The organism is Bacillus cereus group sp. BfR-BA-01347 (assembly GCF_022663835.1).
Taxonomy (GTDB): domain Bacteria; phylum Bacillota; class Bacilli; order Bacillales; family Bacillaceae_G; genus Bacillus_A; species Bacillus_A thuringiensis_K.
This window is the reverse complement of record NZ_JAKUGG010000004.1, coordinates 173,797-198,877: the sequence shown is the minus strand read 5'-3', so window position 1 is coordinate 198,877 and position 25,081 is coordinate 173,797. Positions and strand designations below refer to the sequence as shown.

The window sequence follows — 25,081 nt, the reverse complement described above, 5'->3', positions numbered from 1 at the left end:
TTCTAGAATCATAGGAAAGGATAGCGTTTTTGTTTAATATACTCAAAAATAAAAATCTTTTGGTAAAGTACCATTTTTAATAACTGTTCTTAACCCATGTTTTATAATCCAAGGATTAATAGGATGCTGTTTATCACGTAATTGCTGTAACCATTGAAAAACGAGTTCTTTATCTTCTTTCGTAATATCGTTAATATGATTGGCTACTGATTTTTGGACATATTTAGAAGTATCATTCATTAATGGTTCAAGAAGCTGTAAATTGTACTTAAAGTCACCTTTCAGAGCTCCTATTTTTTTAGCCCAAGGAAGCCTTGGTCTTGTACCTTCAGAAACTAATCTTCTAATGTGGCTGTTTTCGTCATGAATCCACTGTTGTAATATATTTAGTGTGTCTTCATGGTATGTTTCAAGAAAAGGCCGAATGGCATATTCAGCAGTATTTCTTTTCGTTATTTCATACATGGCGTTGAATGAGGTTTCAAAGTTGTTAAGTCCATATTTTTCAACGTATTTTGCAAGAGGCATGTACATATATCCATTTGTAAACGTGCCTACTTCTGTTGTATTTTCTGGTCCTAATGTTTTCAGTAATATATGTATTGCTGCATTAAAATCTTTTTGTAAAGCATTTTGTAATTCATCTGCTATTACTTCAATACGTTGTTTTAACTCTAAACCTTCAACTTTACATGTTACAGAGGATACAAAGTTTTTTTAGAGAAATTCGGATCGTATTTACAAATAGAATCAGCCATTTTTTCTGCTAATTCTTCGTTGAATAAAAATTTTAATGGAACGTATTTACCCATTTTTTCACCTCGGTGGCCAGTTAAAAGCAATTGTTATTTTTTTATCGACAATCCATAAACTAACGTCTCACTCGGAGTCGTAATACTAAAACCAGTCGTCTTATAATCAAGCTTCACTGTATCACCAGTGTAGTCTTTCGTGAATGAATCCATTTGTACGATAAGCTCTGCATCTTCATATACAACATCATCTGCGTTATATGTATCCCAAATTAAATCGACATCAACGAAAATACTACAAGAGTTTGTCATTGTCCCTCTAATGCGAATGATCTTTTTGTCTTCACGTTCTAATCTATGTATAGCTGCTTTTGCTTCATCAGTAATATGAATGTTCATAGTATCCCAACCTTTATTTATATTTCCTTTATTATTGCAAAAACAGGAGCAATAGGGAAGCAAAGAGGTTTGCAACAAAAAACGAGCAAACAAATTTGTTTGCTCGTTTCACTTTATTTTAGTTCACATTTATCAAGTGGAATCACTTTTGTTTTTTTCGTAAATTTATATCCTAACCATAGTACTAAGAAGAGTGGTAAACCGATGTAAGAAACGAGTACGCCATTCCAATCGATTGATTCACCCATAAATGCCCCGTAGTTTTGTCCTAAAATTACGATGATACAAAGTGTAAATGCGAAGATTGGACCAAATGGGAACCATTTTGCTCTATATGGTAAGTCATTTAAATCTTTTCCTTGTGCGATATATGCTTTACGGAAACGGTAATGACTAATTGCGATTCCAACCCATGCGATAAAGCCAGACATTCCAGATGCGTTTAATAACCAAATGTATACAACACCGTCACCGAATAAAGAAGCAATGAAAGCAATACTACCAACAATTGACGTTACGATTAACGCGTTAACAGGTACACCGCGGCTATCTAATTTGCCTAAGAATTTTGGTGCTTTTCCTTGGCGAGCTAAATCCCAAAGCATACGAGTTGATGCATACATACCAGAGTTACCAGCAGATAGTACAGCAGTTAAAATAACAGCGTTCATAACAGAAGCAGCAAAGGCAACGCCCGCTTTTTCAAAAATAAGTGTAAATGGACTTACTGTTACATCACTTGCTGCAAGGCTTTCAGTTGTATAAGGAATTAATAAACCGATAACGAGAATCGCAAGGATATAGAATAAAAGAATACGCCAAAAGATCGAACGAATTGCTTTCGGAATATTACGTTCTGGATCAGATGTTTCACCAGCAGCTACTCCTAATAATTCAGTTCCTTGGAAAGAGAAACCAGCTGCCATAAATACACCGATAATTGCCATGATACCGCCGTTAAATGGTGCATCTGCAACAGTGAAGTTTTTGAATCCAACCGTTTCGCCGCCCATAATTCCGAAAATCATCATGAAACCAACAATTAAAAAGATAATAATAGTAACTACTTTAATAAGTGCGAACCAATATTCAGATTCACCAAACCCTTTAACAGATAAGTAGTTTAAAAGGAAAATAATAGCTAAACATAATCCGCTCCAAATAAGAGAAGGGGTATCTGGGAACCAAAATTTCATAATTAATGTTACGGCCGCTAGTTCTGCCGCAATTGTAATCGCCCAGTTATACCAATAGTTCCATCCAAGTGCAAAACCAAGTGATGGATCAACAAATTTTGTTGCATACGTACTAAAAGATCCAGTAACAGGCATGTAAGCTGCAAGTTCAGCTAAGCTTGTCATTAAGAAATATACCATAATTCCAATTGCGGCGTATGCGATTAGTGCACCGCCAGGACCAGCTGAATGAATGACACCACCGCTGGCAAGAAATAGTCCGGTACCGATTGTACCACCGAGAGAAATCATCGTAAGGTGACGCGATTTTAATCCGCGTTTTAATTCACCTTGTCCTTGTGTAGTTTGCGTTTTAGAGGTAGATTGATTTGTTGCGCTATTCATGTTCAACACTCCTTTTCTTGTAGGTTAGGAAGGAGCGGGGGAGAAAAATACAAAAAACCGCCAAAGGAATTTGGCGGAACGTTTCACAAATAACCACCCCATCATACCCTTCCGTTAAGATAGCACCCCACGTTTACACGGTAATTTTGTAAACGTGACAGTTCTGTTCCTTTCGGAGACAGCCCCAGCTCATATTTCCAGAGAAGAAATATAAACTTCGGCAACTTTTCCTTTCAAACGGAGTCAGCTGACATTCTCTGTGTCTCGTCCGTCGTACTCTTAAAAGTCGCAACCTCTACCTCATCGGATTGATGAGGATTTATATATTGCTAAGATTTTTAATATATGGCAATTGTAATGACTTTCTGAATATATTGCAAGATATTTTGTTAAGAAAAGTCAAAAAATATCGGTTATTGTATAGGAAACGCTTGCAAAACTCCACCCGAACCTACTATTATGTAGCAATAAGCAAAGAAAAAATTGTTATACAAATGTTTCGCAAAAAATATTGAAAAACCCTCTAAATAAAAAGAAAATTCAGAAAAATATAATTCGACATTCATGATAAAGTCATATTATTTGTTATAATTAGAGTAACGTTTAAGCAAAAAGGGGAAATCAAAATGAAATTAGAAACAGAAAGGCTCTATATAGTGCCGTGTACAGAAGAGAGTATTCAAGTCGCTAACGAGCAAGGATATAATAGCGGTCCGCATATTGTAGGGCATGTAGAGAATGTAAAACAAGATTCGGCTTTATTACCATGGGGGGCGTGGTATGTTCTTCGGAAAGAAGATGATAGCGTTTTAGGTGATATCGGGTTTAAAGGGAAACCAAAAGAGGATCAAACAGTAGAAATTGGCTATGGATTTATTGAGAAATATTGGAATCAGGGCTATGCAACAGAAGCTGTAAGAGAACTAATCGATTGGGCTTTCAAAACAGGAGAGGTAGAAACAATAATTGCAGAGACACTCCTAGATAACTATAGTTCGATGCGTGTTTTAGAAAAGTTACATATGAAGAGAGTAAATGCTACAGAAACGATGATTAATTGGAAAATAGAAAAATAAAAAATACCGCTCTAAATTGGGCGGTATTTTTATAGTTATGGTAGCATTTGCTTCTGATCATTCGGATACTCAGCCGTTGATGCGTTAGGCCGATTGGAATGATTTCGAACAGCAATGAAAATAGAAATAATAACGACAAGACCAACTGCAACGTAAGAAAGTGAAATAATAGTTGGATCCACTTTAAATGTAGTAAGCAGTGTACGAATATTTGTGAAGATAATAAGACCGCCAACTAATACGCCAAGTAAATGTGCTGGAACGATGCGAACTAACCATGCAGCAATTGGTGCAGCGACAATACCGCCAAGCATTAACGCAAATACCCAAACCCAGCTTACTTGTTCCCAGCCAAGTGAGATGAAGAAGCCAATTGTTGCAGCGAGTGAAACAGGAAACTCACTCGTATCTACAGATCCGATAACTTTTCTCGCTTCATTTCCTCTTGCTAAAAGTACAGGTGTCGTAATCGGACCCCAGCCACCACCACCAGTTGAATCAACGAATCCAGCGAATAAGCCAAGCGGCACAAGTTGTTTTGCAGACATACGTTTTTTTGAAGCAACAATTTGTTTTTGAATGATGAATCGTAATAAAATATAAACCCCTAAAGTAAATAAAAATACAGAAATGTACGGTTTAATGACATCACCAGGTAAATTGCTTAAAAAACATGCCCCAACAAATGCGCCAATTGCTCCTGGCAATGTAAGCCTGGAAACTGTATATTTATCAACATTTCCAAATTTGATATGAGATGCACCAGAAGCCGCGGTTGTAACGACTTCAGCTAAATGAACAGATGCGGAAGCGACAGCTGGTGCAATACCAAACATTAATAATAAAGAGGAAGACGTTACCCCGTACGCCATTCCAAGCGCTCCATCGATTAATTGAGCGAAAAATCCAATAATAGCAAAGACAATTAATTTCTGCATAAAAAATCCCCCTGTAATAATAAATGAAAAAGGCACTTTTCCCGTATGAGAAAAGTGCCTTTGGTTTTTCCAATCAGCAATAATTAAATTTGTTTCATTATAATACATATTAATCGTATAAATCAACTGGGTTTTAAAGTTTTTTGAATTGAATGAAAGAAAAATAAAATATACAATAAAAGGATGGAGAGAAAGGGGAGAAAGACATGTTACGATTCGATCATCTCGTACACGCAGTACATGGTACACCGGAGGAAGCAGCAAAACAAATGCAGGAACTTGGATTTCATACTGTATTAGGCGGAGAGCATACGAATTGGGGTACTTGGAATAGTTTAAGTTATTTTGATTTATCATATATAGAATTTTTAGCAGTTCAACATGAAGAAAAAGCGAAAGAAGCAGAAAATCCGTTAGTACAAGAAACGGTAGTGAAATTACAAGATGGCGAAGGGATGCTACAAATCGCAATTCGAACAGATGCCATTGAAGAATTAGCAGATAAGTTTAGTAAATACGGTTTACAAACAAAAGGACCATTTGAAGGGAAACGTATGAGAAAAGATGGTCGCCTTTTAGAATGGAAAATGTTATTTGTAAAGCAAGAAGAGAACGGGCCGAAATTACCTTTCTTTATACAATGGAATGAAACAGATGAAGAAAGAAGAAAAGATTTACGTAACATTGGAACAATCACGGAACATAAAAACAAGGTACAACAAATTGAAACGGTTCATTATGCGGTGAAAAATGTTCGAGAAACGGTGCAGAAATGGAAAGAAGTAATGGAGTTAACTGCAAGCTCGGTCGTGAAAAATGAAGAATGGAATGCGGAGTGTCAAAGTGTATCGTTTGGTGACATTCATGTGCAGTTTTGTGAACCGGTTGGAGAAGGTCTAGTGCAAGAATACAAAAAAAATCATGGCGAATATCCATTTGCAGTGGAGTTTAAAGGTGAAAATAAACGAGAGCATGAAGTGTTAGGTAGTTTGTACATATATTGATAGAGGTGAAAGTTGTGGAAGAAATGCTTAGAGAGATAGAGAGAGAACTAGAATGGCCTCGTATTGTAAAGTGTACAGCTATTTCGAAAGGTTTTTCACATGAAGAGAAATATAAAATAGAGTTAGAAAACACAGTAACATATTTTGTAAAAGTATGTGATGCTGTTCATTTTGAACGTAAACAAGAAGAATATACGTATATGAAACAATTAGAGTTATTACATATTCCAACGCCGAAGTTAATTCATTTCATAAAACTTGAGGAATTAAATAAATGTGTTCAAGTATTTGAATGGGTCCAAGGTGTAAATGGTGAAGAAGGTTTAGGGAAGCTATCGGTGGAAGAACAGTATTATGCAGGAAGAAAAGCAGGGGAAGTATTAAAGAGGATTCATTCAATTGAAAAAGAAAGTGTAAGTAATAAATGGGAAACGGTTCGATGGAATAAGTATGAAAGATATATAGAAGCATTAGAAGGTTACGAGGTGAAATTTCTCGATTTGAAGCCCATATTAACCTTTGTAGAAAATCATAAGTATTTATTGAAAAATCGTCCAATCACCTTTTTACACGATGATTTCCATCCAGCAAATAGTATGATTCATAATAAGGAGTTTATCGTTATCGATTTTGGTGGATATGATTTTGGCGATCCAATACACGATTTCTATAACGTAGCGATTTTTACTACAAGAATAAGTAAACCATTTGCAGTTGGACAAGTTCATGGTTATTGCGGGGGAGAACCGTCACTTCATTTTTGGAAACTGTACTCCTTATATGCAGCAATGACATTCCCAGCGGATATCGTATGGACAAACCGAAGCATGCCCCATTTAGTAGATGATATGAAAGAAAGATTGAACAGAATTTTAGAAGATCATAATCATTTTTCATCCTATATTCCAAAATGGTATCAATCACAACATGAGGATATAATAAACTATAAGTAATGGAGGGATTCATATGGATAAAATAGCAGTAATTTCAGATATTCACGGCAATATTCCGGCATTAGATTCTGTACTGAAAGATATTAAATTAAGAGGAATTGAACGCATTATTTGTCTTGGAGATTTAGTCGGAAAAGGCCCTCATTCTAGCGAAGTAATTGAAATCATTCGTAAAGAATGTGAAGTAGTTGTAATGGGTAACTGGGATGATTTTATTACAAAACCGACTGAATTTGAAGCGTTAAAATGGCATCAAAAACAATTATCGGAAGAACAAAATGATTATTTAAGAAGCTTACCATTTTCAATCGAATTTTTTATGAGTGGCAAATTGATTCGTATGTTCCACGCTTCACCGAGAAGTTTATATGAAAGAATTCAACCGCACGCTTCAAGAGAAGAGCGTGTTAGTATGTTCGAAAACAGTGAGGTCACAGAGAACATAGAAGGAGAAAGAAAGCCAGATGTCGTTTGCTACGGTGACGTTCACCAAGCATTCGTTCAAAATTTCAGAGGAAAAACGTTATGTAATGCTGGTAGCGTAGGAAATCCTCTTGAAATTACACAAGCTTCTTATTTAATATTTGAAGGAACGTACAATGAAAAAGAAGCCGCAAGCTTTTCCATTCAACTCGTACGTGTACCGTATGATATTGAATTAGCTATCAGACTAGCAGAAGAACTCGATATGCCCGAAATTGAAGAATACAAACAAGAATTACGGACCGCTTTATATCGAGGGTTTAAGGGAAAGTAAGCCATTCATAATATATCAACGATTTTTCAAATATATCTATCGTAACTTAAAATATATCAACGATTTTTTCGATATATCGACGATTCGATAAAGAATATCGACTTACCGACAAATAGCGACATGTATTATTACTTGTAATAATATTATGTAAACTAAATGTAAAGGGAGATATCATGAACCGAAAACAACAAATCAAAAAAATTGCAGATTATATTTTAAAGCTAAACTTAACCTATCCAACAAGAGTTGGAGTAAGTGGTATTACAGCATCAGGAAAAACAACATTTGCAAACGAACTAGCGGAAGAAATAAAAAAACGAGGATTACCAGTAACACGCGCCAGCATTGATGATTTTCATAATCCAAGAGTGATTCGCTATGCAAAAGGAAAAGAATCTGCAAGGGGGTATTATGAAGATGCACACGATTATACAGCTTTCAAAGAAAGATTATTAATGCCTTTAGGACCTAACGGGAATTTACAATATGAAACGATTTCTCATAACTTAATAACGGATATGCCTGTACATAATGAGCCGCTATTGGCCACGCAAAATATGATATTAATAGTAGATGGAACGTTTCTATTGAAAAAAGACGTTGCGCATTTATTTGATTACAAAATCTTTGTAGATACAAATTTTGAGATTGCGAGAAAACGTGGTGCTAAGCGGGAAACTGAAGCTTTTGGAAGTTATGAAGAAGCAGAGAAGATGTTTTTAAACAGATATCATGCTGCCTGTAAGATGTATATAGATGAGCATAATCCGAAAGAGTGTGCGGATGTTGTATTTCAGAATACTGATTTAGCAAATCCAGAAGTTATATTTCAAGAGCGAATGTAATACACAATCAAAAGTATATGTATAGCCTTTTATTAATAGTTATAATTCTCGTATAATTATATTAGCTTTAGAAAGTGAAAAACGGGGGATAAGGCAATAAGAAACGCAAAAAGGGGAGAAAAAATATAATGAATGAAGTACTAGAATTAAAAGAAGAACTGCTACAAATTAAAAATAACAATTATGCTGTACCAGAAGACGTAGATGCATATCCATATGCACAGTGGATGCTAGATTATATCGGTTCACCTGATGCTGAATTACGTGATGATTTAATTTATAGTACGCTTCATAAATGGATTACAAATGATGTATTTAGACAAAAAGAGTTAAGAGGACTAATGCTACAAGCAATTAGCCCTGATTATTTATTTTATAAAATTGGTGAAAAGGGAACAGATTCTGTATTTAAACGTGCGTTCTCTGTATTAATCCCGCCACTTATTTTATCGGTTCATGAAAGAGAGCCGCTATTATCTGAAGAACAACTATACAGCGTGACAGAACAAGTGCTGGAATATGTCTATTTAGAAGAGGATGTAAGGGGTTACGTAGAAGGAAAAGGATGGGCACACTCTACTGCACATGCTGCTGATGCACTCGATGCGTTAGCTCGTACAATACAAAATCGTGAATTTTCATATGCAATATTGGCTGCTGTTCGTCAGAAAGTTCGCCTAAATGACTATGTTTACATACACTTTGAGGATGAGAGATTAGTAACGCCAATTATGTCGTTACGTAATCAAAATCTTTTAACAGAAGAAGAGTGGAGCAACTGGTTACATAGTATAGCAATCGTTGAAGACATCCCGCATCCTCAGTATGATATTTTAGTACAAAATATTAGAGCTTTCTTAAGAAGTTTATATTTTAGAGTTTTAGAGACAGAGGGTGGCACAGCCTTTACAGATGATATATTGGAGACTTTGAGGGTTTTGCGTAGGTATTAAAAATGCTCCAGCCTTAGAAACCAAGAATAAATATTAATTTTGAAAAATTTATTAGAAATTTATTTTTACATTGTACCCTTTTAGTATAGTCTGAAAGGGGTGTCAAATGAAAAAAATATTGAGGTTAGTGAAAATAATTTTTTTAATGTGTATTAGTATTATTTTTTTTGGTACAGGTGCTGTATTTATATATCATAACTGTCAATTAAAAATGGAATCGAAATTAATGAACAATAAAGGTGAACTTGTTAATTTCGATAATAAAAAAGTGAATGTTTATAATGAGGGGAGCGGGGAAGATACGTTTGTATTTATGGCCGGATCTGGAATTGCCGCTCCTGTTTATGAGTTGAAAGGCTTATACAGTAAATTTTCGAAAGAAAACAAGATTTCTGTAATTGAGAGAGCTGGTTATGGATACAGTGATGTTTTTCAAGATGATAGAGATATTGATACGATACTAGAACAAACAAGAGAAGCGCTTATTCGAAGTGGGAATAAACCACCATACATCTTAGTACCACACTCTTTATCGGGTATTGAGGCCATTTATTGGGCACAAAAATATCCAAGTGAAGTAAAAGGGATTATTGCGTTAGATATTGGTTTACCTAAACAGTACGTGACTAATAAAATAGGTATGGTTGATTCATTAAAAATAAAAGGGATGAATATTTTAACGGAAATTGGTTTTCAGAGATTAGCTCCCTCTATTACTTATAATCCCGAAGTCATTCGTCAATCCTTTTTAAACGAACAGGAAAAAGATGTTTATAAAGCGCTTACGTATAAGCGGGCTTTTAATGATGATATGAAGCAAGAACTTTTACAAAGCTACAATAACGGTAAAAAATCAAATTCTTTATCGATCCCAAAAGAAACACCTATGTTATTTATAGATGCAATTGCTAGGCAATATAAAGATTCGAAGTATACAAAGCAAAAAAACAAAGATTATAAGGAGTTTGCTAGCAAGTTATTAATAGCTGATGTAAAAATAATTGAAGGTACACATAGTATTTATTTATATGCTCCTGATGAAATATACAAAATTGCTATGGATTTTATTAAGAATAAAGTAGTGAAGAACTAAACAATTGTAACTTTAGCGATGAAAGGCTTACATAATGAAAGTATATAACATATTAATTGTTGAAGACGATTTGATTATAGGAGATTTATTACAAAAAATTTTACAGCGTGAGAAGTATAGTGTGTGTTGGGAGAAAGAGGGAAGGAAAGTTCTTGATATAATTCATGAAATAGATTTAGTCGTAATGGATGTTATGTTACCAGGCGAAGATGGTTATCAAATTACAAAGAAAATAAAAAATCTAGGATTAAATATTCCAATTATATTTCTATCAGCAAGGAATGATATGGATAGTAAACTAAAAGGTTTGACCATTGGAGAAGAATACATGATAAAACCTTTTGACCCTAGAGAGTTGTTGTTAAGGATTCAGAAAATGTTAGATAATCAATATGGTACGTTCACGCAAATTAACCATTTATTTATAGATGCAGAATATAAAAGAGTTTTTATTAATGATTTGCGTAATGAAGTTGCTTTTACAGCAATTGAACGTAAAATATTCTTTTATTTATATGAAAATAGAGATAGAGTTTTATCTAAAGAACACTTCTATGATTACCTATGGCAACTCGAAGATAGAAATCAAAATATCATGAACGTACATATAAAGAAAATTAGAACCAAAATTGATGATAAAACAGGTGATATTATTCAGAACATATATGGAGAAGGGTATAGATTAAATACCTATATGAAGAAATGAATTTAAAGAAAAAATATCAGTTACTATTATTCTCCGCTATTATTAGCGTACCACTGTTATTGTTATCAATTAGTATCTTAGTATCAGTTATTTATAATGTTGTCTTTAAAACTAAAAATCAGAACATTCCTTTTCACGAATCCTATGCATATCCTACGATGTTAATCATATTTTTATTATCATTATTAATATTAGCTTTTGTATTTTCAAAATCGATTAACACAGTATTAAATAAAATTAATGTATTAAATCAAACGATTCGAGATTTAGCTAGTGATAAAAAAATCCCTAATATAATAAATGTTAAAAGCGATGATGAAATGGGAGAGCTGATTAAATCAGTGAACTTGCTTATAGAAAGAACAACTTATCGAGAATTAGAACTACAACAACAGGAACAAATAAAAAAGGAACTATTAAATAAATTACGGCATGATATTAATACACCCTTAACAGCGGTCAGATTACAATTATATTGTTTAGAAGGTGAGTACAAGGAACAAGCACCAGTACTTGAATCAATGTATGAGCAGATACAATATATAAGTGATTTAACTAACGAATTTAATATTCAATCTACAGAGACCTTAGAGAATACTTATATTGTGAATGATGAAGTTAATATACATAATTTAATAGAAAATATGATTAAAAAATGGAGCTATTTGTATAGCATTCATAAAATTGAATTAGTATATAATCCACAAGATAAAGAGTTGATATGGAATAGTAATGAGTTATGGATTCAAAGGTTATTTGATAATATTTTTCAAAATGTCCTAAAACATTCAAAAGCTAAAAACCTCAAAATTATTATAGATGAAGATATTGTTTCTTTTAGAGATAATGGGATTGGGTTTGATATAAATAGTAAAGGTACAGGACTTGGTTTGAAAAATATTGAAGATATATCAAAGATGTTCGATATAAAATACACTTTACAATCAAATAGTGAGGGTACTATGTTTTCATTTGAAAATACTCAAAAGAATATTTAAATTTCTAGTGTAAGTTTTATTAGTAACATCTATCAGGTCGTTACAGAACCAAAAACTTTTAACTAAAGAAGAGTGGAGTATGTTTTTTACACAGATGATATATTGGAAATTTTGAAGAAACGGCATAGATATTAAAAAAGGCCATCGAATTAGAGCGTGTGCTTCTTCACCGGATTCCATCATAAAACAGCATATAAATAAAGAATAAGATTTTTTAAACGATCATTTCTGTGGGTTCCCTACAAAAATGATCGTTTTTGTAATTGAAATTGAAATTTTAGACTTAACTATACACGAGCTTATATGTAATAACAAATGTATTAAATATGTAATTGTGGATTTTCTTCATATAAACTATTCACATACTGTTTTAAATTCTTGATGAACAATAAAATATCTTGACTAGTCATTCTAGCATGTAGAAGGTGAAATATATTTCCTTTCCCAATTTCCAAGTCATCTGAAGCCAAAGTAATAGGGATGTCTTTAAAGACATGCCAAGGGAAATACAAGTGTACAAAAGTTTCTCTAAAATATATACCTGATTGACAAATTAATACGCCATCAGATCCTTTCCCCATATTCCCAAGAACAGATGTATCTAAAAAAGCGATAATCTGTTCTTCTTTTGGAACGATAAATCGTGCCTCAATTGCTTTTAACTTTTTGTCTGAAATATGAGTGTCTACAAATAATCCATTATCAGGTTCTAATAATTCATTGTGCGTTTCAAATAAAGAGCAAATTGATTTTATTTCATTAATTTTTATAACTGGATGTATATCATGTTGTTTTGAATTTTGGAATGAATTCGTAAGGGCTATAAGTAATTCTTTAAATAACAGTGGGGGATAATCACTCCCGTTAATATTGAAGCTTTTTTGTGCATCAAAAGATAAGAAACCATCTTTATCAATTTCAATTTGTTGCACTTTATTTAATTGTTCCCATTTCAAATTTCCTTTACCTAATAACCAATTTTTCCAGTATAAACCCGAACTTGTAAAGTAAACACCATACTTGCCTGATCCAAATAAATTACAACTTAAAAAAGCGATGATTTGATCTTCTGTTGGTATAGAAAAACGTTTTTGGGCAATTGATAAGAAATCTTTAGGAATTCTAGTAACATAAAATCTAGATTGCTGAAACTCTAAACAAATATTAGTTAAACGATTAATATTTATATTCACCTGAATCACTCTCCCTATTATATTTCGTCTCTATATAATAAATTATAAAGTTCCCAGGAAAATATTAACACTTAAATTTAGTTTAAATTAAGCAGTAAAGTCTTGTTTAGTTAATAGAAAGGTACATAAAACCAACACCTCCCAACCATACTAATAAAATGTGTTGGAGGTGAGTTTAATGGACAAAAAAGACTTTGAAAAAGTATATAATGATTATTTACATCAAGGGGAAGAGCAAGCTCAATTTGAAATAGCTCAGGAAGTTACTTCAGGAGCAGAACAAATTGTTGCTGTTCGTAAAAATGATGAAGGTGATTTGATTGCTTTTAAAACAAGTAGCGGGAGAGAGTTAGATTATACGACTGCTCTTAGTGAAGCAAAATCAGGGAAGTTAGCTCATGTGGACGTATTTCATAAGTATGGTAGAGATATTATACGTAGTGAACCGGATGGAATAAAAGAAAATAATTTAGATAATTTACCTTCATTTTAAACGGGTAAACCCCAAGAAGAGAATGTTCATTTGGATATTCTCTTCTTTTCTTCCTCTACAAATAGAAGGTTTATTTCTGAAGTGCAATCATACTTTTAAAGAGCACTCTAAATTTCTCTTTATCTTCTGCTGTAAATGGTTTCGGTCCCTTTGTACGTTTACCACTTTTTCGAACCATTGCACTTAAATATCGTGTTTGTAACAATTGTTCAATGTTATCATTCGTATACTTGTACCCTTTATGATGAAGAACGATACAGCCTTTTGCTAAAGCCAGCGAAGCAAGACCGTAATCTTGTGTTACGATTAAATCTTCTTTTTTTGCTAACTGCATAATTCGGTAATCTGCAGCATCTGCTCCAGAATCAACATAAATTGTTTCGACACCTTTTGGCTGCTCTGCATTAGAATAATGAGAAAAGCTAGTAACGAGGGTTACAGGGATTTCTGCATTCGTAGCCTCATAAATAATTACATCTTTTACAGGGCAAGCATCTGCATCAACGTAAATTTTCATTTTTACCACTCCTATAAAGTGAAACTTTAATCAGTGGGGGGATTCACCCTTCACTGATTATTAGTTGAACCAATCGGGCATTTACGGGCAGTTAATCTCCCACCTAACTTCTTTGTTACAGCTAAATTTTGAGCTGGGAGTTTTATTGCCCGTTAATGCGGGGTAACTAGGTTCGTGTTGATAATAATGGTAGATTTAGGTTTTGTCAAACGAGGGTTTGTATCTAAAGTTACTTTTCACAAACCAAAATAGCCTCACGCAAACGAGAAATACCTTCCTCAATTTGATCAATATTCACTTTTCCATAAGATAAACGTATATAACCATCTTTCGCACCGAAAATACTACCGGGCATAAAGGCGATTTCTTGTTTTAAACTTTGCATAATAAGTTGTTTTTCGTTTATCGGTTCTTTTAATTTTCCCCATATGTATATACCGCCGGTTGGGTTTGAAAAAGAGATTTTATCGTGAAGTTGCTCATTTAAGGCGCGAACGATAACGTCTCTTTTTTCTGCGAGTTGTTTTCGTAACGGTACGATATGAGAGTGAAATGGCACAGTTTCGAAAAATTGCTGCATAAGCCACTGCGGGAAAATACTCATACCTAATTCCATTTGGTGTCTTGCGTCGGATAACCTTTCTACTACAGACTGCGGGGCGACAAGCCAGCCGACTCGTAAACCTGGTGCAATCATTTTAGATAAGGAATGTACATAAATGACTGTCCCATTTTCATCTATTGATTTTAAAGTAGGACAAGGTTGTTTCTTTTCTAGTGTCAGCAAACTAGACGGATCATCTTCCACAATCGCAATTCGTAAGTCTGCACAAAGTGATAATAATTTTTTTCTACGGTTTGGATGCAGCATTGTGCCTGTAGGATTTTGGAAGTTTGGATTTAAAAAGATCATTTTAATACGATGCTTTCTATATAATTCTTGCACATCGTCTGGATTAATACCGTGTTCATCGACAGGTAACGGGAAAATACGAATACCTGCTGATTGGAATAACGGTAAGGAATAACAGTGTGAAGGACTTTCAAAAGCGACTGCATCACCGGGATTTAATAAGCATTGTACGATAAGGTGAAGTGCTTGCTGTGCGCCAGAAGTAATCATAATGGATTGTTCAGTCGCCTCAACTTTTAAATCTTCTTTCATATATTTTACGACCGCTTGTCTTAACGGGAGATAGCCTTGCGGATGATCATAACTTAATGAATGCGTTAACGGTTGTTCTCGTAAAATCGTTTGTAGTTGATCGTGAGGATAAAGATTACAACCGAGTTCTCCGTTCGCGAAATCTATAATATTTTCATTTTGTTGTATTTCTGCCCGAATATGGCGAAGTAACGGTAAGTTTGGTAAAAACGTACCACCTTCTACGAAATTTCTCCAGTTCGGCGTTAATGTTGGAGAAACGCCCCACATATGTGTACTTACACGTGTACCTTTACCAGTCGTACTTTCTACAATTCCCATTGCACGTAGTTCATTATAAGCAGTCGTTACTGTACTTCGGTTTACATTTAACTGTGTAGCTAATTTCCGTTCGGAAGGGAGGAAGCTACCTGGAGGAAGTTCTCCATATGTAATACGTTTTTCAATAAAGTCAACAACTTGCTGATAAATGGGGATTTTACTGTCGTTATCTAGCTTCCATTCCATACAAACGCCTCCGAATCTCTTATATATATTCAGTATAACAAATTGGCTGGGTAAAAAAACAGCCAATTGGACGGTGTTATATCCAGCCAATTTTACTATGCTAAATATGGAAGGGGAGATTCGGATGAAACGATGGCAAATGGAATGGCTCCTAGTATCAGTTGCATTAGTATGGGGAGCAAATTATACAATTGGAAAGTATGGCGTGGCATTTATGTCATCCATTCAATTTAATAGTTTACGATTTTTAGTAGCATCTCCGGTATTATTACTTATTACGTTTATGATGGAACGTTCATTACGTATTGAAAGAAAAGATTGGTTACGATTAGTAGCAGTCGGCATCGTTGGTACGGCAATGTATCAAACGATGTTTACGCTATCTGTGAAATATACTTCAGCAACGAACGCCTCATTATTAATTGCGATGTCACCTATTTTTACAGGGATATTAGCAGTATTACACAAACAAGAACGTTTTTCGATGAAAGTACAAATTGGTTCAATAGTAGCGTTTATTGGTGCAGCATTCGTTTTATTAACAGGACATACAGGAGGAGCTACTTATGAGTATGCGTGGCTCGGAAATGTAATTGGATTAGTCGCAGCAATTGCGTGGGGATGGTATCCAATATTAGCGCAACCTCTTATCACAAAATACTCCGCAATGAGAGTCACATCATGGTCTACTTTAATTGGAATTGTACCGCTAGTTATATACTGTTTATTCAACGTAAATTCATTAACATGGCCAGTAGATACGCCAAGCTGGGGATCACTAGCATATTCAATCATCTTCGCGACCATCTTCGGACTAGCAATATGGTATGTCGGTATTAGTCAAATAGGCTCAACAAAAGTAATGGTTTATATGTATCTTGTACCTTTATTCGCAGTTATCTTTGCGGCAGTGACAATTGGGGAGCAAGTTAATATGATGCAACTCGTTGGCGGGCTTATTATCTTTATCGGTTTATATGTTGTAAAAAAAGGCGGAATGAAAAAGCCTGCTCTCAATTTGAAAAAAGTAAGTTAACAGTAAAAATGATCTCTTTCATATAGAAGGAGATCATTTTTTATTTCGTAATAAAAGCGCGTGTTCAACGGCCCATTTTTGATGATCGTGTATGAGAAGCTTTATAGCATGCAATGGAGACATCCACCTTAGAACATGATCCTCCTCACAGTTTTCAGTTTGTTTCTGCACCATATTCGCAATATAAAAAAATCCATCGTTTAAATAATATATATCTTCCTTTTCTGCATAAAAATATCGAGCCGCATTACCGACATACTGATCAATTTTAATTGCCCATCCTAATTCCTCTAGTAGTTCACGGTGCAAACATTCTTCTTTTGTTTCATTACCTTCCATACCGCCACCAGGTAAAAAGTAACGGTCTCCTTTTTGGATAACAGCAATCTTTGAAGAAGATGAATGGAAAATAATCGCATAACAACTAGGTCTTAATACATAATGAACGGTACGTTTTTTCGAGCCAAACGTGAGTTTTGAAATCATAAAACACGACCTTTCTCTATAAAATACATAAAAGGGATATTAAGGTAAAAATAGAATTGTATAAGTATAATCTTAATAGATTGGAGTGGTAACAACATGATAAATCGAAAATGCTCAAGATGTAAAGAAAGAACAGGTACGATGCACGGTGGTAAAAAAATTAAGGAATAATTTCTATGTGAAGACTGTTTACAAAAAGGAATTGAGAACGGAGAAATCGAATTATCACAAGTGGAGCAAGAACAAACTTCGTATCTTTCTATAAAAATATTAAAAATAATGAGTGTGATTTATTTAATAGGATCAATTTTAATGGCTTTTTCAACCGGTCCATTTATACATAATATGGGCATTCATCCTATTAGTAGAAACAGTCATTAAAATTTATGAAAAAATGAAGTGAGTGAGAGGGAGAAACATATGCGAGTAAGAAACATCCAAGGGGAAGATTATGTAAAGATTCATTCTGTTTTAAATGATTGGTGGGGCGGGAGAGACATGGCTGCCATGTTGCCAAAATTGTTCTTTATTCACTTTCAAGAAACGAGTTTTATTATTGAAGAAGAGGGAGAAACGTTAGGTTTCTTATGCGGATTCTTCTCACAAACGCATAAAGAGGAAGCGTACGTTCATTTTATCGGTGTCAATCCGAAGTATAGAAGAAGAGGAATTGCATCGACATTGTATTCGTATTTCTTTGATGTCGCACGTGCAAATAACCGTAAAGTTGTAAAAGCAATTACGTCACCAATTAACAAAAAGTCGATACAGTTTCATCAAGAAATCGGTTTTCGAATTGAGGCCGGGGATGATGAGGTAGAGGGTGTATCGGTACATACAAATTATGATGGGAACGGTGCTAGTAGAGTTTTGTTTTTGAAAAATGTGTAAATAAAAGGGGAATGATTGCATGGATATGCAGCAACGGAGAATGTTAGTAGCAGGAATCGTTTTAGCAGTAGTGTTAGGGGTAGGCTATTTTTCGACAAACGTATTACAAACTTTCTCAATCGTATGTTTAGCAGTAGCGATTGTATTTGGAGTTATAGGGAGCATACAAAAGAAACGTCAAAACAAGAATTAAAAATTTGAAAATTTTTATGATACCTCAAAATTTCTCGTTTTAGAGTATTTGTTTTTCTTAGCTTAATGAAGATGGGATTTTATCACAAATTCTATTCAATTAAGTTTATATTAAAACACCATTCTTGCCCCGTTGTTGCAGACATAATGATATCCTTTTTTGTTTTGTTAATTTGATAGAAGTGAGTGGGATGTCAAAAGCAATTTCTGTAAAATAATTTCATCAAAAGAAGGGGATTTATATGCATTTTGAAAGAGATAGATATTTTTTGGAGATGGCATTGGAAGAAGCAGAAAAGGCATTAAAAGAAAACACATATCCAGTAGGAGCAGTTATTGTTGATGGAAATAATAATGTCATTGCAAGAGGAAGAAATAGAGTGCATCCACAAAAAGACATAACAGCTCACGCAGAGATAGACGCTATTCGCAATGCAGGGGAAGCAATGTTTGATGCAAAAATAAAAAATGAGAAGTTTACTATTTATAGCACGTTGGAACCGTGTCCAATGTGTACAGGTGGTATTTTATTCGCAAAAATACAGAGAGTAGTCTGGTTACTAAATGATGACTTAGGTTTTGGTGGATATAAAAAGATAAAAAATGCTTTAGTTTTCGAAGGGAAATTTAATAAAATCGACATAGTGGAAGAACCATTTGAAGACTTAAAAACAAGACAAAGAGAACTTATGAGACAATGGGAGCTAAATCCCAATAATATTACTAATTTGCGTAGGGCTATAAAAAAATAGTTGTTTCTTTCAATTAAATCGGGAGACCGCCACATTACCATCAATTTAAAAAATATAGTGAAATTATATCGATTTAACAATAGAATATGGAAGAATCTATTACGAATAGAAAGCCGTCCTAAAAGTATTCTGGGATGGTTCTTTTTGTTGTGAGGAGATAAAGAGTATGGAGAATAAACAGAGTAGAAATGAGTATGTAAGACGCATACATAAGGTTCAAGATTATATAGAATCAAACATAGACAGTTCACTATCCATTGAAGAGCTAGCGGATGTAGCAGGATTTTCAAAGTTTCATTTTCATCGGATTTTCAAGGGGATAGTAGACGAGCCATTATCACGGTATGTAAACCGATTGAAGTTAGAAAGGGCAACAAATCTACTTACATATCGCACAGATATGACGATTACACATATTGCGTATCACTTCGGGTTTACAGATTCAGCAGTTTTCTCCCGCACATTTAAAAGTCATTACGGAATAAGTCCATCTCAATATCGAAACGATAATAGCAAGAATTGCAAAGACGTAAGGGGAATTCCTCAATACAATGAATGTAAGAAGGTTCGAGGAAATGTTGAAATTGTAACAGCGGATAATATAAACGTCGCATACATAAGACATACAGGTACATATGAAGAGTTAGCTATAGCTTTTCCAGAAATGATAGAAAAATTATTTCGTTACGCGGCGAAGAAAAAATATCATGTATTTGAGGATACGAAAGTATTAACCATTTACCACGATCATCATGAATTTACTGAGGACTATCATTTAAGAACAAGTTTATGTATAACAATTCCGGATGCGTCCGCAGTAGAAACGAGTGATATTGGAATAATGATAATACCTTCAGGCAAGTATGCAGTAGGACATTTTGAAATATTCCAAGATGAATATAAGGGAGCGTGGAACTTTATATATGGTGAGTGGCTGCCAAATAGCGGATATAAACCGAGAGACTCGTATCCTTTTGAAGTATATAGAAATGACCCAAAGCAGCATCCAAAGCATAAACATATAGTTGATATATATGTACCTATCGAACCTTTTTAATTACAGGTTAAAGGGGAAAGAATAATGAAAACTGCTGAAAAGTTAGATCAGATTATAAAAGAAGAATATGAAAATATGAATGGTATGTTAGTAATGCAGAAAGGTAATGTTATTTTTGAAAAATATTATAACGGTTACGGTCCAGATGATGCATTTCACATAGCGTCAGTCACAAAAACGATAATCTCTGCGCTAATTGGGATATGTATAGATAAGGGCTATATAAAAAGCGTTGATCAAAGAGTAATAGAATTTTTCCCGGAATATAACGTTAATTCATCTGAAGTAACAGTAAGCCATCTTCTAACGATGACAGCTCCACATCCATTCGTAGACTGGCAGGAACCGTTAGAAGAACTATGTACACAACAAGATTGGATACAATATACGTTAAATAGGATAGGAAACGGCGGAGAAATTGGATCTTTTAAATATTCATCTGCAGGAGCTCATATACTATCAGCGATCATAACGAACGCAATAGGAAAAAATGCGCGTGAATTTGCGAATGAATACTTATTTCAGCCACTCGGCATGAGAGAAATTCCAAACTATAATATGAAAGCATTTGGATTTGATGACTTATTCGGAAAAGATGTGAAAGGATGGGTTCACGATCCAAATGGTATTTCGGCGGGCGGCTGGGGACTAACGTTAACGGTTAGGGATATGGCTAAGTTTGGACAGATGTATTTGAATGAAGGTATTCATAATGGAAAACAAATACTATCAAAATCATGGATAAAAGAATCAATAGCGATGAATTCAAATCAATATGGTTACTTATGGTGGTTACGAGAAGAAGAGGGTGTCTATTCGTATTGTGCAATGGGTGATGGTGGGAATATGATTTGTTGTATTCCAGAGAAGGATTTGGTTGTAGTAATTGCTTCTGAAGTTATGCCGAATGCACGGGATAGATGGGAATTGATTGTGAAATACATTCTTCCTTATACAGGATCAAATAAATAACGGAAGCAAAAAGATGGTGTGAATGGGAGTTTCATACCATCTTTTTCTTTTATGACGGAAAGTTCAGAGCAATGTAAGGGTTGTGTGGAAAATGTAAAAATTAGGATTTTTTAATATGAGATTATTTTTTTTATGTATAATGAGGACAAGGCCTGAAAATACTTAAATATTTAAGTGAATATTTTAAACAAGGGAGATTGAGTTTATATGAAAAACTTACTTCAAAAAACTTTAGCTACTACAGGGCTAACTGCTTGTTTATTAGGTATGGTTTCTTCCGTTTCATTTGCTTCGATTAGTTGGGATTCTTATGGGAAATGGGAAGGGAGCGGAGGAAAGGCTACAGGACACGCCTACACTGCGCAAACAAATGAACCTCATTTTTACAAGATGACTGTAAGGGCTAGCTTTGATGATGGGTCTTCTAAAGAGGCAGAAAAGAATAATGCTAAAATTACAGATCGTGTGAACGTTAAAGTTTCATCCAGAGGGCCAATTACTACTGGTTATTCGGGTCATGAATGGGTAATGAAAGGGGATAGTGCCTACACCTCTAAGGAAATGGTAATTAGATAACAATCAACAAAAACCGTGAAAAAGGATAAATACCTTTTTCGCGGTTTTTAAAATGAGGAGGATATATGAATCTAGTATTAAAAGAAATAGTGGTAAACAAAGCAATATTCATTATGTTATTTATTGCGTTTGTATTGACAATATGGCCGATACTTATAGCAATGTCGACGAAAGATTATTATGATGAGAAATTTTATGATAGAAAGAATGGTTATTTTAATTATTACTATTCCGTTCAACTTACTAATATAGGCGAATTAAATTTTAAACAATTCCAGATGTTAGTAGAGACTGATTTTAAAAATGCTAGTGTTATTACAAATGATATTCGTATTACTATTCCGGGTATCGGCCGAGCAACAATGAATGGTCTCCTTAATAAAAATTGGTCTCCACCTTTGCTAAAAGGTTCTCAGATGGAACAAAATGAAGAAAATAGTGTAATAGTCGGGAAGAAAATTTATAAGGATACGGAAACAATAAAACTATTTAATAAGGAATATACAGTTAAAGGTGTAGCTGGAGCAAATACTGGATATGAGTATAATATTAAAATTTACGTCGCTTTAAATGATATGCCAGATGAAGTGAAAAAAATGATCCAAAATGAAAATACATTCCAAATGATCGTTCGTTCTAACGAAAACCCTATAAAGGAAATAAACACTTTCATACAGCATATAAACCAGAACAATAAAGATATAAATGCCAAAGTGATAAGTGAAAAAGAGAATTTTGAGAAAGAAAAAAACTCAAGTAAAGCTGTGAAAGAGTTATTAAGTTTTCCATTTAGGCTTTTTTGTATAGCTTTAATTACCAGTATAGTAGTAAGTTATTATTGGATTTATACGAAGAAAAAAAGTCTTTCGCTAAGGAAATCTTTGGGAGCAATTAATGTAAATCTTTTTATTTTTATATTTAGTCAATTATTTTTATGTGCAATTACCGCATCAGCCTGTGCGATATGCATACAATGGATTTTTAGCACTTTGAGTGAAAGTATTATAGAGTCTACAAGCTATAGCATTAGTTTACAGCCTACTCATATTGTAATGTGTGTATTTCTTTCACTTAGTATAGCTTTTATCCTCTCTGTTATACCATTTGTATATGTGCTTAAAAGTGAACCTGCTAAAGCATTAAAGGAGTAAAAATGATGAGAATAAAAAGTGCGTTCATAGCATTAAAAAAGAGATTTCTATTTTCGGTACTTCTGCTAATACAAATTACATTTGGATTAGCAACTATAACGAGTTCAATTAATGTATTTTATAATTTACACCATTTAAACGATAAATCCAGCTCAGCATTAAATGTGGATAAAACATATTTAGTTACTTTTGAAAGGATGACAGATAGGTTACAAAGCAATCAATTTAATAAAGAGCAAATTCAAGCGGTTTATAATACAATTCATCAAAATAAAGACGTGATTTCGTATGGTACATACGAGGAGAGTTTAATTGAAATAGAATCAAGTAATAGACCACTTCAAAACAGTATGATTGCTGATTTGAAACATAAAACGTTTCACGATGAAAGACCTACTGTTCAAACAATTGTTGTAGATGAAAATTACTATAAATTATTAGGTTTACATTTAAAACCTAAAGAGGGTTTCTTGCATGAAGATTTTCCCAAAAATAGTGAAGAAAAAACAAAAGTATTAATGGGTTCTTACTTTAAGAAATATTTTCAAGTTGGGGATACAATTAATAATCAATATACAATTATAGGCTTTTTACCAGAGAATAAATTTATCGTAGATAATAATACAACGAACGTTTATTTGAAGTTGGATTACGCAATGATAATGCCTATGTCATCTAATAGATATGAAAATTATGAAGGAATGTTTTTAAGACTGCATCAAAGTACAGTTTTACATTTACGAAAAGATGCAGATGTAAAGAAACTAGAAGAATTAATTCAACTTAAAGGAAACGGCGGTACGTTTCATTTGAAAAATTTAGGTGATGAAATAAATATAGATGTTACTCTTAACAGCTATTCTGAAATACCTCAACTTATAGTAGGAGTCTTATTCATTCTATTCTCGATAGTCGGAATGGCAGTAACAACCATCGTTTCTATTTTAATGAGAAAGAGAGAATTTGGTATAAAAATAGTTTTTGGCGAAAGTAAATTTGGAATGTTTATTCAAATTGTTTTAGAAAACATTATTGTAGCAATAGCTGGCTTAGGAATGTCAATAGCTTACTTTTCATGGAGGTATGGGAAGCTGCTGCAAATGTCAAAGGATTTTAAAGCAGTATCGGCATTAGACTTTAAATTGGACATGCCTATATTATTTTTAGTATTTCTTTTCTTATTATTGATCATCATTGTCTCGAATGTAATTGTCTTCTTATTTATTAGAAAACTCGAACCGAAAACATTAATAGGTGGGATGGAATAATGAGTTTAATTGAATTGAAAGACATTAAGAAGGTGTATAGTAACAAGAACCATAATACGTTCGCATTAAACGGTATAAACTTAACGATAAATAAGGGCGAAATTATAGCGATAATGGGTCGATCAGGATCGGGGAAAAGTACGCTATTAAATGTTATAGGGTTAATTGATTTGCCAAATGAGGGTGAATATACGTTAAATGAAAAAACATTAACTGAAATAAGAGCAAATAAAGTTCATAAAACAAGAAATGAAATGATTGGATTTATCTTTCAATATTTTGCATTGTTAAAAGAACATACTGTACTAGATAATGTAGCACTACCACTCACATATAGAAAGCTAAAGCAACGAGAAAGAGAAAATAAGGCGAAGTTCTATTTAGAAAAAGTAGGTTTAAAAGAACATACGCATAAAACACCGGACGAGCTTTCAGGTGGACAACAGCAGCGAGTCGCAATTGCTAGAGCGTTAGTAGGCGAACCAGAAATAATTTTGGCTGATGAACCGACAGGGAATTTAGATAGAAAAACAGGAGAAGAAATTATGGATCTACTATTACAACTGAATGAAGAAGGACGAACGATTATTATTGTAACGCATGATATTGAGGTAGCGAATAAGTGTAATAGAATTATTGAGTTAATTGATGGGGAGATTGTGTAAAGGTAAAGAATGGGCGCTAATAATTACTTTTTATTTTATAGAACTAAGATTATAGTGAAAATCTGCATTCCACCCGTAACTTTTAAGAGCAAAAAATCGTTTAACA

At 33.8% G+C, this 25,081-nt stretch carries 27 protein-coding genes, 2 pseudogenes and 1 riboswitch; of the genes and pseudogenes, 21 read left to right on the top strand and 8 right to left on the bottom strand.

Annotation, left to right across the window (positions count from 1 at the left end; genetic code table 11):
* Positions 1-42: 42 nt before the first annotated feature.
* From MR143_RS09190 to MR143_RS09180, 3 genes and pseudogenes are all read right to left on the bottom strand, one after another.
* A pseudogene (locus tag MR143_RS09190) lies at positions 43-812 on the bottom strand (DNA alkylation repair protein).
* A 33-nt stretch (positions 813-845) separates the two neighbouring features.
* Complete coding sequence (locus MR143_RS09185; protein ID WP_001020817.1) at positions 846-1,151, bottom strand: iron-sulfur cluster biosynthesis family protein; 306 nt, start codon at positions 1,149-1,151, stop codon at positions 846-848.
* A gap of 113 nt (positions 1,152-1,264) precedes the next feature.
* Entirely contained in the window at positions 1,265-2,731 is a 1,467-nt protein-coding gene (locus MR143_RS09180) for an amino acid permease (protein ID WP_001083386.1), read from the bottom strand.
* A 112-nt stretch (positions 2,732-2,843) separates the two neighbouring features.
* Positions 2,844-3,037: riboswitch (Lysine riboswitch) on the bottom strand.
* A gap of 320 nt (positions 3,038-3,357) precedes the next feature.
* Here MR143_RS09180 and MR143_RS09175 point away from each other — a divergent pair.
* Positions 3,358-3,807 carry a GNAT family N-acetyltransferase gene (locus tag MR143_RS09175; RefSeq protein ID WP_000764634.1) on the top strand — a complete coding sequence of 150 codons (450 nt, stop codon included), beginning with the start codon at positions 3,358-3,360 and terminating at the stop codon, positions 3,805-3,807.
* 35 nt (positions 3,808-3,842) lie between these two features.
* On the opposite strand, the gene MR143_RS09170 is transcribed toward MR143_RS09175, so the two are convergent.
* Complete coding sequence (locus tag MR143_RS09170; RefSeq protein WP_002181419.1) at positions 3,843-4,853, bottom strand: sulfite exporter TauE/SafE family protein; 1,011 nt, start codon at positions 4,851-4,853, stop codon at positions 3,843-3,845.
* Positions 4,854-4,951: 98 nt separating this feature from the next.
* On the opposite strand from MR143_RS09170, the gene MR143_RS09165 reads away from it, so the two are divergent.
* The 8 genes from MR143_RS09165 to MR143_RS09130 all read left to right on the top strand — a co-directional run bounded on the left by MR143_RS09165 (position 4,952) and on the right by MR143_RS09130 (position 12,054).
* On the top strand, positions 4,952-5,749 hold the full coding sequence (locus MR143_RS09165; RefSeq protein ID WP_000943347.1) for a VOC family protein: 798 nt from the start codon (positions 4,952-4,954) through the stop codon (positions 5,747-5,749).
* Between the two features lie 14 nt (positions 5,750-5,763).
* The gene (locus MR143_RS09160) at positions 5,764-6,702 is read left to right on the top strand and encodes an aminoglycoside phosphotransferase family protein (protein WP_000392072.1); all 939 of its coding nucleotides are present in this window, start codon (positions 5,764-5,766) and stop codon (positions 6,700-6,702) included.
* A gap of 13 nt (positions 6,703-6,715) precedes the next feature.
* On the top strand, positions 6,716-7,459 hold the full coding sequence (locus MR143_RS09155; RefSeq protein WP_000357617.1) for a metallophosphoesterase family protein: 744 nt from the start codon (positions 6,716-6,718) through the stop codon (positions 7,457-7,459).
* Positions 7,460-7,632: 173 nt separating this feature from the next.
* Positions 7,633-8,304 carry a nucleoside/nucleotide kinase family protein gene (locus MR143_RS09150; protein ID WP_001080544.1) on the top strand — a complete coding sequence of 224 codons (672 nt, stop codon included), beginning with the start codon at positions 7,633-7,635 and terminating at the stop codon, positions 8,302-8,304.
* A gap of 128 nt (positions 8,305-8,432) precedes the next feature.
* The gene (locus MR143_RS09145) at positions 8,433-9,257 is read left to right on the top strand and encodes a DUF2785 domain-containing protein (protein ID WP_242280712.1); all 825 of its coding nucleotides are present in this window, start codon (positions 8,433-8,435) and stop codon (positions 9,255-9,257) included.
* A gap of 106 nt (positions 9,258-9,363) precedes the next feature.
* On the top strand, positions 9,364-10,350 hold the full coding sequence (locus MR143_RS09140) for an alpha/beta fold hydrolase (protein ID WP_000722771.1): 987 nt from the start codon (positions 9,364-9,366) through the stop codon (positions 10,348-10,350).
* Between the two features lie 34 nt (positions 10,351-10,384).
* Positions 10,385-11,056, top strand: coding sequence for a response regulator transcription factor (locus MR143_RS09135; RefSeq protein ID WP_000870368.1), 672 nt, complete (start codon positions 10,385-10,387; stop codon positions 11,054-11,056).
* Positions 11,053-12,054 carry a sensor histidine kinase gene (locus tag MR143_RS09130; RefSeq protein WP_001049596.1) on the top strand — a complete coding sequence of 334 codons (1,002 nt, stop codon included), beginning with the start codon at positions 11,053-11,055 and terminating at the stop codon, positions 12,052-12,054. The genes MR143_RS09135 and MR143_RS09130 overlap by 4 nt, the downstream gene beginning before the upstream one ends.
* A 320-nt stretch (positions 12,055-12,374) precedes the next feature.
* On the opposite strand, the gene MR143_RS09125 is transcribed toward MR143_RS09130, so the two are convergent.
* Positions 12,375-13,247 carry a hypothetical protein gene (locus tag MR143_RS09125; RefSeq protein WP_001024542.1) on the bottom strand — a complete coding sequence of 291 codons (873 nt, stop codon included), beginning with the start codon at positions 13,245-13,247 and terminating at the stop codon, positions 12,375-12,377.
* 178 nt (positions 13,248-13,425) lie between these two features.
* On the opposite strand from MR143_RS09125, the gene MR143_RS09120 reads away from it, so the two are divergent.
* Positions 13,426-13,740: a DUF3892 domain-containing protein gene (locus tag MR143_RS09120; RefSeq protein ID WP_000358164.1), complete on the top strand. Its 315-nt coding sequence runs from the start codon at positions 13,426-13,428 to the stop codon at positions 13,738-13,740.
* A gap of 70 nt (positions 13,741-13,810) precedes the next feature.
* Here MR143_RS09120 and MR143_RS09115 read toward each other — a convergent pair whose 3' ends face one another.
* Positions 13,811-14,257 (bottom strand): YaiI/YqxD family protein, encoded by a 447-nt coding sequence (locus MR143_RS09115; protein ID WP_000708785.1) that lies wholly within the window; start codon positions 14,255-14,257, stop codon positions 13,811-13,813.
* A gap of 229 nt (positions 14,258-14,486) precedes the next feature.
* Complete coding sequence (pdxR, locus tag MR143_RS09110; protein WP_000454886.1) at positions 14,487-15,929, bottom strand: MocR-like pyridoxine biosynthesis transcription factor PdxR; 1,443 nt, start codon at positions 15,927-15,929, stop codon at positions 14,487-14,489.
* A gap of 124 nt (positions 15,930-16,053) precedes the next feature.
* Here pdxR and MR143_RS09105 point away from each other — a divergent pair, with 124 nt between their 5' ends.
* Positions 16,054-16,965 (top strand): DMT family transporter, encoded by a 912-nt coding sequence (locus tag MR143_RS09105; protein WP_000832954.1) that lies wholly within the window; start codon positions 16,054-16,056, stop codon positions 16,963-16,965.
* Positions 16,966-16,998: 33 nt separating this feature from the next.
* Here the strand turns inward: MR143_RS09105 and MR143_RS09100 are convergent, their stop codons facing one another.
* Positions 16,999-17,451 (bottom strand): NUDIX hydrolase, encoded by a 453-nt coding sequence (locus MR143_RS09100; protein ID WP_000624002.1) that lies wholly within the window; start codon positions 17,449-17,451, stop codon positions 16,999-17,001.
* Positions 17,452-17,547: 96 nt separating this feature from the next.
* Here MR143_RS09100 and MR143_RS09095 point away from each other — a divergent pair.
* From MR143_RS09095 to MR143_RS09050, 10 genes and pseudogenes are all read left to right on the top strand, one after another.
* A pseudogene (locus MR143_RS09095) lies at positions 17,548-17,854 on the top strand (DUF3980 domain-containing protein).
* A gap of 17 nt (positions 17,855-17,871) precedes the next feature.
* On the top strand, positions 17,872-18,342 hold the full coding sequence (locus MR143_RS09090) for a GNAT family N-acetyltransferase (RefSeq protein WP_001266039.1): 471 nt from the start codon (positions 17,872-17,874) through the stop codon (positions 18,340-18,342).
* 19 nt (positions 18,343-18,361) lie between these two features.
* Positions 18,362-18,535, top strand: a complete 174-nt coding sequence (locus MR143_RS09085) for a hypothetical protein (protein WP_000367555.1) — start codon at positions 18,362-18,364, stop codon at positions 18,533-18,535.
* Positions 18,536-18,776: 241 nt separating this feature from the next.
* Positions 18,777-19,286 carry a nucleoside deaminase gene (locus MR143_RS09080; RefSeq protein WP_000545360.1) on the top strand — a complete coding sequence of 170 codons (510 nt, stop codon included), beginning with the start codon at positions 18,777-18,779 and terminating at the stop codon, positions 19,284-19,286.
* A 166-nt stretch (positions 19,287-19,452) separates the two neighbouring features.
* The gene (locus tag MR143_RS09075; protein ID WP_199717598.1) at positions 19,453-20,343 is read left to right on the top strand and encodes an AraC family transcriptional regulator; all 891 of its coding nucleotides are present in this window, start codon (positions 19,453-19,455) and stop codon (positions 20,341-20,343) included.
* A gap of 24 nt (positions 20,344-20,367) precedes the next feature.
* A complete protein-coding gene (locus MR143_RS09070; RefSeq protein ID WP_199717597.1) occupies positions 20,368-21,315 on the top strand; it encodes a serine hydrolase domain-containing protein in 948 nt (315 codons plus the stop codon).
* A 207-nt stretch (positions 21,316-21,522) separates the two neighbouring features.
* On the top strand, positions 21,523-21,891 hold the full coding sequence (locus MR143_RS09065; protein ID WP_016091180.1) for a hypothetical protein: 369 nt from the start codon (positions 21,523-21,525) through the stop codon (positions 21,889-21,891).
* Between the two features lie 65 nt (positions 21,892-21,956).
* Positions 21,957-23,042 (top strand): FtsX-like permease family protein, encoded by a 1,086-nt coding sequence (locus MR143_RS09060; protein ID WP_242280711.1) that lies wholly within the window; start codon positions 21,957-21,959, stop codon positions 23,040-23,042.
* Positions 23,043-23,044: 2 nt separating this feature from the next.
* The gene (locus MR143_RS09055) at positions 23,045-24,310 is read left to right on the top strand and encodes an ABC transporter permease (RefSeq protein WP_242280710.1); all 1,266 of its coding nucleotides are present in this window, start codon (positions 23,045-23,047) and stop codon (positions 24,308-24,310) included.
* On the top strand, positions 24,310-24,975 hold the full coding sequence (locus tag MR143_RS09050; protein WP_098096397.1) for an ABC transporter ATP-binding protein: 666 nt from the start codon (positions 24,310-24,312) through the stop codon (positions 24,973-24,975). The genes MR143_RS09055 and MR143_RS09050 overlap by 1 nt, the downstream gene beginning before the upstream one ends.
* Positions 24,976-25,081: the final 106 nt, after the last annotated feature.

What these genes read in the sequence shown, in the direction of transcription:
- MR143_RS09185 (WP_001020817.1), bottom strand. Translation starts at nt 1,151, where the DNA reads ATGAACATTCATATTACTGATGAAGCAAAAGCAGCTATACATAGATTA.
- MR143_RS09180 (WP_001083386.1), bottom strand. Translation starts at nt 2,731, where the DNA reads ATGAATAGCGCAACAAATCAATCTACCTCTAAAACGCAAACTACACAA.
- MR143_RS09175 (WP_000764634.1), top strand. Translation starts at nt 3,358, where the DNA reads ATGAAATTAGAAACAGAAAGGCTCTATATAGTGCCGTGTACAGAAGAG.
- MR143_RS09170 (WP_002181419.1), bottom strand. Translation starts at nt 4,853, where the DNA reads ATGTATTATAATGAAACAAATTTAATTATTGCTGATTGGAAAAACCAA.
- MR143_RS09165 (WP_000943347.1), top strand. Translation starts at nt 4,952, where the DNA reads ATGTTACGATTCGATCATCTCGTACACGCAGTACATGGTACACCGGAG.
- MR143_RS09155 (WP_000357617.1), top strand. Translation starts at nt 6,716, where the DNA reads ATGGATAAAATAGCAGTAATTTCAGATATTCACGGCAATATTCCGGCA.
- MR143_RS09150 (WP_001080544.1), top strand. Translation starts at nt 7,633, where the DNA reads ATGAACCGAAAACAACAAATCAAAAAAATTGCAGATTATATTTTAAAG.
- MR143_RS09145 (WP_242280712.1), top strand. Translation starts at nt 8,433, where the DNA reads ATGAATGAAGTACTAGAATTAAAAGAAGAACTGCTACAAATTAAAAAT.
- MR143_RS09140 (WP_000722771.1), top strand. Translation starts at nt 9,364, where the DNA reads ATGAAAAAAATATTGAGGTTAGTGAAAATAATTTTTTTAATGTGTATT.
- MR143_RS09135 (WP_000870368.1), top strand. Translation starts at nt 10,385, where the DNA reads ATGAAAGTATATAACATATTAATTGTTGAAGACGATTTGATTATAGGA.
- MR143_RS09130 (WP_001049596.1), top strand. Translation starts at nt 11,053, where the DNA reads ATGAATTTAAAGAAAAAATATCAGTTACTATTATTCTCCGCTATTATT.
- MR143_RS09120 (WP_000358164.1), top strand. Translation starts at nt 13,426, where the DNA reads ATGGACAAAAAAGACTTTGAAAAAGTATATAATGATTATTTACATCAA.
- MR143_RS09115 (WP_000708785.1), bottom strand. Translation starts at nt 14,257, where the DNA reads ATGAAAATTTACGTTGATGCAGATGCTTGCCCTGTAAAAGATGTAATT.
- pdxR (WP_000454886.1), bottom strand. Translation starts at nt 15,929, where the DNA reads ATGGAATGGAAGCTAGATAACGACAGTAAAATCCCCATTTATCAGCAA.
- MR143_RS09105 (WP_000832954.1), top strand. Translation starts at nt 16,054, where the DNA reads ATGAAACGATGGCAAATGGAATGGCTCCTAGTATCAGTTGCATTAGTA.
- MR143_RS09100 (WP_000624002.1), bottom strand. Translation starts at nt 17,451, where the DNA reads ATGATTTCAAAACTCACGTTTGGCTCGAAAAAACGTACCGTTCATTAT.
- MR143_RS09090 (WP_001266039.1), top strand. Translation starts at nt 17,872, where the DNA reads ATGCGAGTAAGAAACATCCAAGGGGAAGATTATGTAAAGATTCATTCT.
- MR143_RS09085 (WP_000367555.1), top strand. Translation starts at nt 18,362, where the DNA reads ATGGATATGCAGCAACGGAGAATGTTAGTAGCAGGAATCGTTTTAGCA.
- MR143_RS09080 (WP_000545360.1), top strand. Translation starts at nt 18,777, where the DNA reads ATGCATTTTGAAAGAGATAGATATTTTTTGGAGATGGCATTGGAAGAA.
- MR143_RS09075 (WP_199717598.1), top strand. Translation starts at nt 19,453, where the DNA reads ATGGAGAATAAACAGAGTAGAAATGAGTATGTAAGACGCATACATAAG.
- MR143_RS09070 (WP_199717597.1), top strand. Translation starts at nt 20,368, where the DNA reads ATGAAAACTGCTGAAAAGTTAGATCAGATTATAAAAGAAGAATATGAA.
- MR143_RS09065 (WP_016091180.1), top strand. Translation starts at nt 21,523, where the DNA reads ATGAAAAACTTACTTCAAAAAACTTTAGCTACTACAGGGCTAACTGCT.
- MR143_RS09060 (WP_242280711.1), top strand. Translation starts at nt 21,957, where the DNA reads ATGAATCTAGTATTAAAAGAAATAGTGGTAAACAAAGCAATATTCATT.
- MR143_RS09055 (WP_242280710.1), top strand. Translation starts at nt 23,045, where the DNA reads ATGATGAGAATAAAAAGTGCGTTCATAGCATTAAAAAAGAGATTTCTA.
- MR143_RS09050 (WP_098096397.1), top strand. Translation starts at nt 24,310, where the DNA reads ATGAGTTTAATTGAATTGAAAGACATTAAGAAGGTGTATAGTAACAAG.